Raw genomic sequence first — 12,169 nt, forward strand, 5'->3', positions numbered from 1 at the left:
GGACTCGAATCTTACCCAAGATCTTACCCAACTTTACGTATGATAGCAGATAAGAATCATTACGAAAAGATACGAACATAATATAAAGCATTTACAAGATTGGGTATAATTCTAGCCTAACTTTTAAGCACTCCTAAGTCTTTGCTAAGGATTCTCCTCAATGAAAAAAAATAAAAAATTAATACTCAGCTTACAAAGTATTCATTCCGAACTAGGATCGTTTTACGAAAGTGCATTACAAATTTTACAAAATAAAAATATACCAAATAAACTTCAGGCAGCAGCCTATTGCATTAGAGAGCTGTTAACTAGATTACCAAATCATTTTGATTCTTCTCTACTTAAAACAAATAAAAAAATATCCACTGAATTTCGACCTCTAATAGAATTATGGGAAAATCTGAATATTAAAAATTTTTTAAATATTGTTCCGCAGACTGATAATTGGGAGCCCGAGCAAATCTCATCAATTAAAATTTTTTTAGACAGATTCAATCAGCTTGTCATAAATGATAAGGACATAAAGGCAACACGAAGAGAACATGCATTTCAATTTATACAAAAGCAAAATGAACAATATAGCTCAGAGCATTTACCTGATAGTCATATAGATTATTTAGGAAAAGCTTTTTATGTATTCTCTGAATATTTTAATAAAGTATTACATTCCCCATGTTCAGATACAGACGAAGGTGCTTTTACAATAAAGCTAGGGGAATTAGAGCTTTATCTTACCGGCCTAATTGAGCCTAATGTAAAAGAAACATACGCCAAAATAGACAAAAGTATTTTAGAAGCGGGAGAAACTCCCAATATTGAGAATATAAAAAGCATTCTAAACCTCATTCACAATAAAGTAAGTTATGATTATTTTTTTGATTGCTTAAAATCTTCTTACTGGTTAAAGCCATTAAACGATGCTGGCGTTTTTAAAAGTCCCTCTAACGTTAGTCAGTATAATGAATTCATTCGAGTTCCTTCATGGGGTCCCAGTCGTTATTTGGTGAATATTGCAGAAGAATCTCCAAAAGAGGTCTCTCAAATTATTCTAACTATTCCAGATACAAATAACTTAAAAATACATCAAGATTATGTAAATGCTGCTTTAAAAATGCCCTTAGATTATGCAAAAACTATAGTAAAAAAAGCTATCCGCTTTTTAAATAACCCCTTTTGTTTTTATTTTGCAAATAACTTAGCTGAATTTGCAGTATTTTTTTTAAAAAATAACTGTTCTGAAAAAGCAATTGAAATTTGTTTTCGGCTATTTGATATAAAAGACTCTAGCAACGCTTATGGGCGATACAAGCATTTTTTTACTAATGACTGGGAGTATAATGAAAAACTAAATCTAATTTACTCTAATATGAAAACGTCTGAAGAAAAACTAAATCTCTTCCGTTTAATATGTCTTCAATTAAAAAAATGCCTAGAGCTCGATTGCTTTGATAAAAATAGTTTTGTGGATCATTCCTCAAGCTGGCGACAAGAAATTGATAAATCTAATGACCTCGATAATATTAAAGATACTTTGACTAACTGGCTAGTAAAATTATCAGAAGAATTATTATTAAGTCATGAAGAAGAAATAGTTGACCTACTAATATCAGAGCCTTTCCCTATCTTTGCTCGTGTAGCATTGTATTTACTGCAAGATAAACCAGAATCAAACGATTACACATTCGATTTGCTTCAAAAGGAAAAATACTATACTAGCTTAGATATGTGGCATGATTATGCTCTTCTTCTACAAAAAGCTTTCCCTTCTTGGGAACAAAAAAAGCAAGAATCTTTTTTATGTTTTGTTTCCAAGATACAAATTTATGAAAAAAAAGAACAGAACGAAGTAATTAAATATAGGATATATTATTTAATTAAAGATTATTTACAAGGAGAAATTAAAAGTGAGTTTGAACTTATGCGTCAAAAGTATGGCGATAGAAAGGAGCCCACATTCCTAATTTACCTTTCCTCAGAAGCTGTAAGTTTAGAAGATTTAATCCCCATCACTCAAGAAGAGTTCGATGAAAAAAATCTTGAGGAGCGTCTAAAATATCTTCTCAACTGGGAGCCTAAAGAAAAAAACACACTCTATGATGATAAAGCAGGCCTGTGCCATCTATTGAAAAATTCCATTAAATCATTACCTAATGAATATATTGAACATATAAATTTATTAAAAGTTGAGGATGAGCAATTTATCATAGCTGTAATTTATGGCTTTGAAGGCTCATTATTGGAAAATTTAACGAATTGGCAATCTTTAATAAATTATTTAAAGTGGGCAATAGATAATAATTCGGGCAAAAAAAATGTTAATTTGACTGAAATTAGAATGGCTGCATGCCGATTATTGGATAAAGGACTTTCTTCAAATAATATTAAAATTGATTTTTCTTTAAGGAACGAGCTTTGGTTGGTGATTAATAACTGCCTAAAAGACTCTGATCCATTATTTAGTTCGGAAAAAACGATACAAGCGGATGATTCTGATTTTTATCACAAGGCAATAAATAGCGTGAGAAGCAAAGCTTTGCAATGTTCTATATTGTATGGTCTTTGGTGTTTGAAAAATCTAGACATACCAAGAGGAGAAGGAAAAAAGGAATTATTGCCAGAGTTATTTCAAACTTTTGAATATTTCTTAAATTTAAAAAAAGAACAATCCTTAGCTGTGCACTCTATCTATGGCCGCTGGCTCCCTTGGTTATATCTTCTTGATCAACATTGGACTTGCCATAACCTTTCAAAAATATTACCTCATACAAAAAACAGCTTAAAACGCTATACCGCTGCTTGGCACACATATCTCCTTTATGTCCAACCATATGATGAAATGTTTAATTATATCGAAAAAGAATATGATTATGCTGTAAATCAATTATCTTCAGATAGTGCAGACAAAGCCTCCATACGATTAGTGAGTGAACTGATTGTTTTTTATCTAAGAGGAACAATTAAATCTCTAGAATCAGAGATTTTCAATAGCTTATATAAGAAAAATAATATTGAATTATTCAAAGAAATCATAAGTTTCACAGGTAGATTCTCTACAGAATATTGTGGAGAGAAAGCAATGTCTATATGGGAAAAAACTCTTCTTAAAAGCGAAGAGTTAGATCAATATGTCCCCTTAACTGAGTTCGGCTATTGGACTGCGCTAGATTTTCTTAATGATGAATGGATATTAGACCAAATAATCATTGTTTTGAGCAAAGCCAAATATATTCACCCAGAACATTTTGTTATTGACAGATTATGTAAAGCATGTAAAAAGCACTCTTCAAAAGTAACTGAAATTTTAAATTTAATAGTATCTAATAAGTTGATACATTCAGGGTTTAATATGTGGTCATCAGGATTTGAAGCGTTAATCCCTGAACTACTTAACACAGAGTCTATAAATGAAACTAAATCGCTTATCAATAAACTATTATTGTTAGGACTTAAACAATTCGAAAAATTTGTTCAATGAGGGTTATTTGTAAGCAAGATATGACCTATCAGCAAAGTGATGCTGGTTTCAATCTAATTTGACAGCTAACAATAAGAAGTAGTTAAGATTGAAAAATGATTATTGAAATTAATGACAATATCAAAATCTGGAAAGAATTTAATCCCATTGAATTATCTATGGATGAAAATTTATTCAATTCAACTGATTCTAATCGTAATTTAGCGAAATTAGGATTTAATAAAGAACGAATTGCAATTAAAAATCGCTGGTTTGATGTGTTAACCCCAAGTGAATTAATTCGAAAACGAAACGAAGCTGATGGTTATTACAGAGTTGTTTATATTCAAATAAATATGGAAAACGGCGAATATTATATCGGTAAAGCTAATCGCCCCAAATGGTCTGAATTAAAACGATATCAAGGGTCAGGGTTAAAATTTTTAAATAAATTCAATAAAAATTCAGATGAATTTGTACGTTTTTATATCGCATTATGCAAAACCGCGGAGGAAACTGAACTACTTGAATCAACACTAGTCAATTCGGAGCTTTTGTCTGATGAAAAATGTCTTAATCTTGTAGCAGGTGGAGGTGGGACAACTAAACATCATTCAATTGCTGAAACAAGAGAAAAAAAACGTGAGTATATGAAAAGCCATCCAGAACAATTTCAACCAATGCTTGAAGCATCCAAAAATGCTTTTCAATCAGGAGATACCCCTGCTCTTCGTGCTCGTAGTCAAAGGATTAAGAAAGCCATGAGTGACGAAAAATATCGCGAAATGACTAGTGAGCGAATAAAAAACTGGATGGCAAAAAATCCTGGAGAGTATGCTAAAGCAAGAAAAAATAATCATGAAGCAATTAAAACACCAGAATCCCAAGCCAAACGAAAAGCCAGTTTTGACAATTGGATTAAGAATAATCCAGAGGAATATCAAGCTTGGCAGCAAAAGCTAATTAGCTCACGTACAACTCCAGAAGCTAATGAAAAACGCAAAGCATCACTAAGAGAATGGGGCGAAAAAAATCCGCAAAAAGCTCATGAAAATGCAAAAATAAGAGCTAAAGCATCCGCAGAAAAATTAAGTAAAGCAGTTTGTATGATTGATATGCAATCTGGAGAAATTTTAAAAACATTCCCTAGCCAGCATGCAGCAGCCAAATGGCTAGTAGAAAATGGTAAAGCTAAAAATTTGAATTGTGTTTCCTCAATTAGTTCTGTTTGTTTACGAAAACCCTGCTCAACCGGTTATGGTTATCGTAAAAAGGCTTATGGATATGACTGGCGTTTTGCGTCGGAAATTCAGATCAAGGATTAGCATCTTTAGGCTGGCTTTGTAGCTTTTCTATTTAAACGCCCCATAACCCACCGACTAAGTTGAGCTTATATTTTTTATGCGCCAGCTCAATAAATTGTACGAGTGTCTCAGCATGTTCTTTTCTATTAAATTCAGAGTCGCCAACAATAAAGAGAAAGCCTACTTTTCCTGCTCGATAGTAAATACCAATACCGCGCACACCAGTATTAGACGATAGGTAAGTATAACCAAAATTGCCTTCTTCTGGTGAAATGCCCGATTCAATTGCCTGGAGATACTCTAACTCTCCTGATGGCTTCGCATCAACTACACGTGTTATACAACCACAAATTGCACCGACTGTTTTACTTTTTAATTGATGCGTGAAATCCTCCATTGCGTTTGAAAATTCATTAAAATCAATCTCACCCTTAGTCATTATAAGCGGCTCTTCTTGAAACGAACCATCAGGTTGCTGAATAAGAACAGTATTTGGTGGCTTATAAGGATGTCGAATTAGCTTTTTATATTCCTCAGAGTTTCCAATATACGCACGTGTGCAGTAGTTCCATTCATTTTCATTAATTTTTGCTAGTTTTTTTCCTGCATCCGTCATTTCTAAAATAAGGAATTCACAATCTGTGGATATTGCAGATTTATGATTTTTATATAATTGAAAGAGCTTTTCTGGTGCTTCAATATCCAATTGATTGCCGTCTATTATTACTTTTAACTCATTAATCAACTTCAAGGCTGGTTTAATATCTCCAGCAAATGCCACAGCAATTTTTCCATTTAAAATATGAATTTTTAATACATGATTTTTTTCATTAAATCTTACGTTATCTCCGGCATGATCTTTCTCAAAACTAACAAGAGTGTCACTAATTAAAAATCCAATATCATCATCGGCACCACCGTAAACTAATGTCATTTTACTTGCCATATAAAATTTAAATTTGCTCTATTAAGATTAGACTACACATTACAACTATCTAAAAAATGAAATCCTTTTTCAGTCAAACGATAGATGCAAAAGCAGCCTACAGTAGAAGCGTCTCTTTTATATCTGGAGGGCTTTGTTAATTATATGACTGGTCGCAGGATTCTGAGGCATCTTTTTTGGCACCACTAGGCAGTATCTTAATTTGATTGGCGGTAATTGAGTAAGCCCATTGACCTGCTTTTTCACCTTCTTTAATCTGTTTGTGATTAATTTCGCCCTTAATGTAAACTAGGTTTCCTACATGCGCGTATTTATTAACAATATCTGCCAGTTTGTCAAAGAAATTCACATTATGCCACACCGTTTGTTCTTGTTTTTCACCACTCTTGTCGATCCAATGCTTAGAAGTGGCCAAGTAAATAGTAGCCATGTCGGTACCATTCTTCAGGGGGCGGACATCTTTCTTACCAACACGTCCGATAAGCGTTGCTTCATTGATCATAAGCTATCCTATTGAATTTTTTTTTAAATACTTTTTTTTGATACTCATAGTCCGTGGCTATATAGTCATCAAGCCAATATTCTATATGAATGCGCAAAAAACATCCAGCATTAATCCAATTAGGTAATAATATTCGAGAGCTTCGTAAAACGAAAAATCTCTCTCAGGAAGCTTTTGCAGATCAAATTGGTCTTGATAGAACTTATGTTGGCGGCATAGAAAGGGGTGAGCGAAATATTGCCGCTCTGAATTTAATTCGAATTGCTCTAGCCTTAAATGTAGAAATTGGGGAATTATTCCCTCCACTTCATACATTTAAATTAATTAACTGGGAATAAACATCAAAATGCTAGTACTCTTTGCGATTTTTCTCATCCAATTTAGCCCGCATCTCCCTAATCTCACGCTCCATTTTTAGATCTAGTTTGTCATCTTCGGGGTTAGCACCATACACCTTTGGTACTAGCTTAGAAGCAAGCCACTTACGAGTATCAATTTTTAATCGAGCTCGTTGGATAGACTGACTATTAAAATAAACATGCCCTTCTTCATCAATCATTTGATCATGGGAACCGTCATCAGCAATATCCAAGAGCTCATCCACTATGCATTCAATTTGACACCGTTTTGCTCGCGCGTATTGGTCGGAAAAATCGTTATTATTTTTTAGCCAAGTAAAAATAGTATCTTTATTTGGCCAATGGGGATTATCGTGGCACAACACTTTTATTCCTTTGCTATTTGATGCAATTGCATTACATATTTCATTAGCTAGTGCTTGCGTAAAACCAGTTGGTCTACCCTTTTGTGATACCCTTTTCATAATATCTCCCTATTTGCCAAGTCCTTCCCTGAATAATGAGGCTTGCCGGCTTTTTTCCATACCTCTATATGAAGTCTTAATGATTCCATTGGTATTTGTCCGCTTATTATATCTTGTTCATCTTCTATGGACAGTAAACGATCAATAACTTCTTGAGCTTCAACATCCAAACCCAAACAGCATTGTTCTGTATATCTGAATACCAAATTATTCAGAGCGATTAAAATGCCTCCTTTATTGGATTGGATAGTTGACGCCCATTTTTCAATACAATCTTGTTTACCAACTATTTTGAGATTATCCCCAGAAGATAGTGTTATAAGTAAACCAGCCATCGATGCTTGCTGGACAATTTCTGCCCCGATCATATAACCATCTCCATTAGATCTCCTTCATCCCTCAATCTATCCGCAACAAGGCAACAATCGTTATTATCATTAAGCCCTAACGTTGCAGATGAGGGCGGTGTTGCAGCAACAGTATTATTTTCTGCAACGTTATAATTCTTATATTCATTGAATTGTTGCGTGTTTCGGCTATTTTCCAATGACTCCGTACTATGAGTTAAATATCGTGAAAAAGCTTCGTTGAATTGAGATTTCTCAAATCCTTTGGGGGTAGAATGTCCAATGCGTATCCCTTTGCTTTTAATGCCATATTTCTTTAAAAAAGAGGCTACTTGCTTAGGTGTTATAGGCCTCCCTCGATTATAAGCAGCCCATGGTTGCTCATCGTCAACGCATAATTCTTGAATAAGATCAACAGAACTAATTTTATCAATTTTTTTAGCTTCTATGATTTCTTTTATACTGAGCAAAAGCTCAGTGCTTATGCTAATAGGAGTTGTTTCAGAAATAGATAATTTAATAGCTGCCTTTATTGCGCGCCTAGGCCACTCATGACCAACAACGGAGGCTATTGCTAATAATGACTCCCAATTATCTTGTGCTCTATCATTCAGTTGCTCAGGTAACTGCGGCCTAGATTTCTTTACTATTTCTGCATAATCAATAGCAAAGCGTGCTAATTTTGCTTGAATATCAGTAAATATTAACCCTTCAATGTATCGTAATCTTTCTACTTTCTCATGTGGTAATTTACGTCGTAATTCCATGGTGATGGATCTATCCATAATTGTATCTGATAAATGTCCTATCCCAGCTATTGCTTTAGCACCCCAAACATTAAATCGGTATGGAGTGTGGTCGTTACCAATAGTTCTAATAACGTATGCAGAGTCCTTTGTATGTCCACAATTTATTACTCCTTTAAGTTCTTCGTTCTCTCTTAGAAAAGTATCTGCTTCATCAATGAGCAACGTGGGAGACCATGCCTCGATAGAGCGAAACATTGCAGCGGGAGTAATATTTGATGCAGATAAAGGGCGACGCACCAACCGTGCTAAGAAAAAAAGCAATTGTGATTTCCCACAACGCTTTTCTGGTGCCGTAATAACAGCTAATGGAGCAACCTGAATAACATCTATAAACCATGTCATAGCTATCCATAAAACTGTAGCTACAATTGTTTCTTCATTACAGACTATAACTCTGCGAAGTAGTTTTTCAATATCAATTAAGAGTTGGTTTGGGTCAATTTTATTTTGAAAAGGCTCAATATCCTCAATGCCGTTATTAGAGCTTCCTGAATCCCTTTTAATTTGATTTTTTTTGATTACTTTTGCTTAGCCAAGCTTTTGTTATATTCATCGACCGTATGCCCATTAGGAGCTCGAGTACGAAGTGCCGCTTGGATAATGGCATCTTTATCTGTAAGCCCTTCTTTGATACGCATTAAATCAAAAGCGTCATGCCAATAACCATCGTGAAAAGGATCGTTACTATGATGGCAAAAGAATTTATTATCCTTAACTGTAACTCCTGCGATACCAGATAAAGAGTCTGGTGATAGCCATCTTTCTCGATCTTTGGTCACTAAAACAAGCTTATAACCATATCCTGTTAAGAGATCCCTAAGAGCGTACTGCTCATTAAATACACGAATTGGAGAAATCTCGCCGAAATTCTCAGGTATTTCTCTTTTAATATCATTGTTTATTTCCATTATTGATTGCGGATTAATAACGTCAACAGCATTACCTTCAAGATACTCAATATAAAGTGAGTCACTTTGTGTAGAATTTTCTGGTTTGCGTGGATAATACCAAGCTTGCGACCAGACTCCATTTTCAGGGACATAAGCTAGTAAGTTACCACCTAGATTAGTATTAATTAAAGCAACGATAGATTCAGCGGTGGGAGCTAATTGCTCCTTTATGTAAGGGGACTTAGTTACTAACAAGATCCGATATCGAGTTATTCCAAGATAATAGGAATAAGAACCAAAAATGATATGTCCAATACCTAATTTTTTTAAACTTTCACTTACTTGGTATGGATCCGGTGCTCCATTTTGCTCGTCACGTTCATTTATAAGAGTTTTATCGCAATCAATAATTAACAAACTAGCCATGCTTTGGGTGTTATTATCGCTGCGAGCCATACAGTATTCAGTGTTATTTTCTTTTAAACCTGTTCTTAAAAAATGACTTCCATCTTTTTTGCCAATAGAGGCGTGTTTAAGTCTAGGTAGAATTTCCTTAGCTGGGGTATTCTGGAATTGATCTGTTGTTCGCACTCCTTTTTCTGTTGAAGCTACTACTACTGAACTTTCTAGAATTGTTATAAAATCTGACATGTTATATCCTTATAAGAGTTTGGGGTGGTTCAGAAAATGACTAAGTATGGGCATCCCAACCCAAGGTTTACTCTAGATTTTTGACCCACTTTTCCAGCTCCTCCCTTAAGTACATAGGTCTTTTACCCAATGGGGTTTTAGCTTTTGGAAAGTTTGATAGTTTAACTAGCTCATAAAATTTCGTTGCCCCTATACCCAAGAATTTTTGTGCTTGCTTGGGGTATAGTAGTAATGATTCTTGTTTCATTTATTTCTCCCAAAATAACTTTCACTCTTCACGAATCGTTCTCAAGGATCCGTAAAGAGCATTTTTAATTATTTTGAGGAGCGGCAATAACCCCTAGACGATGGCTGTTTTAAGCTAAGCGTCAGGGGCGATAGACAGGGCACGGGGTTTAATAGATAATTTTAGTAAGTAAGACTGAAATTCTTTCAAGATAATACTTAAACTAACATTTTGTTCTCGATAGCCTCTTAATAAACGATCTATTAAAGACTCACTTAGATTTAATTTAAATTGCTTATACTTGCTGAAGATTTTACTAATTCTTTTCCGCGTCGTCTCTTTATCCATATGAGAATCTGTCCACCCTGCTAAAATATCTAAAAATGTTAAAAGAGGGTTACCATCTTTATGATACTCTGATTCATGTAACCCCATTAACTCCCCTAAAAAGAACGCTGAAAAATAAGCTTGCTCTTGAATGTTGCTGATACTTAAGTCATATCCATTATCTTGTCGTAGTCGCTCTGCAAGAGCTTTGGATTCATTTAACTGATTTTGTGCATTCAGTAAGTTTTGTTCCTCCCCTCAATATCAATCCAAGGGAAACGATCAATGTCACGGACTTGATCAATTATTTCCTTACTTGATACAACGACTCCTTCAAGTTGAGTAATGCGGGCAGTCAGTATGGTTTTTAGCTCTTTTATTTTTTCTTTAGTATAGTTATCAGGACTGCGAAGATCTTCGACAAATACCATATAATGAAACCATGTTTCTGCAATTAAATAGACTTCTTCTTTTAATAGTTCTCTTTTAAATAAGGATTCTAATTGTAATTTCTTGGATTCATATGTTTTTTCGTCCCAAACCACTTTAGAGCGCCTAGAGATACTATTTTTTAAAAACGTTATTTGATTAAAATGGTGCATTTCTTCAATAACAATTCTTACTACTCGATTAATTGTATTTTTATCCATTTTTTGACTCATTTCAGACTGAAGCTCTTCTAATAGGAACGTATTACTACTCGCAATAGCTGTCACCTGGATTGAATCAAAGCATTGTAGTGAAGAATCTTGGTTTTGAGCATCCCAAATACATCGAATAACAAAAATACCGATTTGATCTATTTCTTTTACAGTTAATACAATCTTCAATTCCTTTTTAATCCTCGCTTTCACTTTTGTATAATCATCTATATAAGCTCTTCTTGGGAAGATACCTAACGAAGATTGCTTTAATGCAAGCGCAAGAGAATCAATTTTAGAATTCATATTAAATTACCTCCTGCTTTAATAAAGTTTCACTTAATAACCAGCTACTATACCAATTCATTAATTCTCTCCGTTCAGTTTTAAAGTCAGCCCGTAAATAGATACCTCTAACTCCTTGTATTTTGTGCGCTAACTGAGCTTCTATAGCATCACTTTTAAAATTCCCTTGTTCATGCAAAACACTCGAGGCAAGCGAACGAAACCCATGAGCTGTGTGTCTATTTTTATATCCAGCATTATGCAAAAGTTTACGTACGCTAGCTTCACTAATAGGTTGAGGTTTCTTTAATGCTGGGGAACTAAACAGGTAAGGAGTAAAACCTGTAATAAGCCTTAACTCCTTTAATAAATTTAAAACGTAAGGCGTTAAAGGAACCCAGTGTGCGATGCCCATTTTCATTCGATCTGCGGGTATATTCCATTCTGCCTTTTGTAAATCAAACTCACACCACTTTGCCTCTCGTAGCTCTGTGGGGCGTGTGAATAGATGCGCTAACAACTCCATATACAATTTAACAATTTTTGTAGAAGGAGCTTGTTTGATAATTTTCATCATCTCATGAGCTTCTTGTGAGCTAATAGCGGGTTGGTTTATCGCCTTCGGTCTAGGAGCCAAAGCTTTCTTTAAACCAATAAAGGGATAGTTCTCTGTAAAGGATGCTCCCACAGCAAATTCAAATATACTTTGCAACCGTGCATACAATCTGTGTGCTACATCGTGATGGCCTAAATTTTCATGTGGTGTAATAATACTTAATAAATCAGTTTTTGTTATTTCATCAATTGGTTTGCTGCCAATGAAGGGAAGAATGTCTCGTGAAAGGCTTTTAGAATGACGATTGCGTGCAAAATCTTGGCTCTCCCCCAAATGTAGGGGCACTTTAATCGGATTAAAGTAATCTAACTCTTTGATTCCGCAATCAAAAGAGGGTTAAAGTGCCAA

General features: G+C 34.6%; 13 protein-coding genes. 3 read left to right on the forward strand and 10 right to left on the reverse strand.

Going from position 1 to position 12,169, the window contains the following annotated elements:
• Nucleotides 1-160 precede the first annotated feature (160 nt).
• Nucleotides 161-3,475: a hypothetical protein gene (locus Lfee_RS04040; protein ID WP_058444132.1), complete on the forward strand. Its 3,315-nt coding sequence runs from the start codon at nucleotides 161-163 to the stop codon at nucleotides 3,473-3,475.
• Nucleotides 3,476-3,570: 95 nt separating this feature from the next.
• Complete coding sequence (locus tag Lfee_RS04045; RefSeq protein WP_058444134.1) at nucleotides 3,571-4,779, forward strand: GIY-YIG nuclease family protein; 1,209 nt, start codon at nucleotides 3,571-3,573, stop codon at nucleotides 4,777-4,779.
• Between the two features lie 31 nt (nucleotides 4,780-4,810).
• Here the strand turns inward: Lfee_RS04045 and Lfee_RS04050 are convergent, their stop codons facing one another.
• Both Lfee_RS04050 and Lfee_RS04055 read right to left on the reverse strand, forming a co-directional pair.
• Entirely contained in the window at nucleotides 4,811-5,692 is an 882-nt protein-coding gene (locus Lfee_RS04050) for a hypothetical protein (RefSeq protein WP_058444136.1), read from the reverse strand.
• A 148-nt stretch (nucleotides 5,693-5,840) separates the two neighbouring features.
• Nucleotides 5,841-6,206: a single-stranded DNA-binding protein gene (locus Lfee_RS04055; RefSeq protein ID WP_058444138.1), complete on the reverse strand. Its 366-nt coding sequence runs from the start codon at nucleotides 6,204-6,206 to the stop codon at nucleotides 5,841-5,843.
• Between the two features lie 89 nt (nucleotides 6,207-6,295).
• Between Lfee_RS04055 and Lfee_RS04060 the strand changes: the two genes are divergently transcribed.
• On the forward strand, nucleotides 6,296-6,544 hold the full coding sequence (locus Lfee_RS04060) for a helix-turn-helix domain-containing protein (RefSeq protein ID WP_058444140.1): 249 nt from the start codon (nucleotides 6,296-6,298) through the stop codon (nucleotides 6,542-6,544).
• A gap of 11 nt (nucleotides 6,545-6,555) precedes the next feature.
• Here Lfee_RS04060 and Lfee_RS04065 read toward each other — a convergent pair whose 3' ends face one another.
• From Lfee_RS04065 to Lfee_RS04100, 8 genes are all read right to left on the reverse strand, one after another.
• Complete coding sequence (locus tag Lfee_RS04065) at nucleotides 6,556-7,029, reverse strand: terminase small subunit-like protein (protein ID WP_058444142.1); 474 nt, start codon at nucleotides 7,027-7,029, stop codon at nucleotides 6,556-6,558.
• Complete coding sequence (locus Lfee_RS04070; RefSeq protein ID WP_058444144.1) at nucleotides 7,026-7,397, reverse strand: hypothetical protein; 372 nt, start codon at nucleotides 7,395-7,397, stop codon at nucleotides 7,026-7,028. Before Lfee_RS04070 ends, Lfee_RS04065 begins: the two co-directional genes overlap by 4 nt.
• On the reverse strand, nucleotides 7,394-8,527 hold the full coding sequence (locus Lfee_RS04075; protein ID WP_058444146.1) for a DUF3631 domain-containing protein: 1,134 nt from the start codon (nucleotides 8,525-8,527) through the stop codon (nucleotides 7,394-7,396). The genes Lfee_RS04070 and Lfee_RS04075 overlap by 4 nt, the downstream gene beginning before the upstream one ends.
• 176 nt (nucleotides 8,528-8,703) lie before the next feature.
• Nucleotides 8,704-9,726: a hypothetical protein gene (locus Lfee_RS04080; RefSeq protein ID WP_058444147.1), complete on the reverse strand. Its 1,023-nt coding sequence runs from the start codon at nucleotides 9,724-9,726 to the stop codon at nucleotides 8,704-8,706.
• Between the two features lie 67 nt (nucleotides 9,727-9,793).
• Nucleotides 9,794-9,973, reverse strand: a complete 180-nt coding sequence (locus tag Lfee_RS04085; protein ID WP_058444149.1) for a helix-turn-helix transcriptional regulator — start codon at nucleotides 9,971-9,973, stop codon at nucleotides 9,794-9,796.
• Between the two features lie 114 nt (nucleotides 9,974-10,087).
• The gene (locus Lfee_RS04090; protein ID WP_058444151.1) at nucleotides 10,088-10,387 is read right to left on the reverse strand and encodes a hypothetical protein; all 300 of its coding nucleotides are present in this window, start codon (nucleotides 10,385-10,387) and stop codon (nucleotides 10,088-10,090) included.
• Nucleotides 10,388-10,515: 128 nt separating this feature from the next.
• On the reverse strand, nucleotides 10,516-11,226 hold the full coding sequence (locus Lfee_RS04095; RefSeq protein WP_058444153.1) for a hypothetical protein: 711 nt from the start codon (nucleotides 11,224-11,226) through the stop codon (nucleotides 10,516-10,518).
• A 1-nt stretch (nucleotide 11,227) separates the two neighbouring features.
• Nucleotides 11,228-12,106 carry a tyrosine-type recombinase/integrase gene (locus Lfee_RS04100; RefSeq protein WP_058444155.1) on the reverse strand — a complete coding sequence of 293 codons (879 nt, stop codon included), beginning with the start codon at nucleotides 12,104-12,106 and terminating at the stop codon, nucleotides 11,228-11,230.
• Between the last annotated feature and the right edge of the window lie 63 nt (nucleotides 12,107-12,169).

It is taken from the genome of Legionella feeleii, assembly GCF_001467625.1.
GTDB lineage: Bacteria > Pseudomonadota > Gammaproteobacteria > Legionellales > Legionellaceae > Tatlockia > Tatlockia feeleii.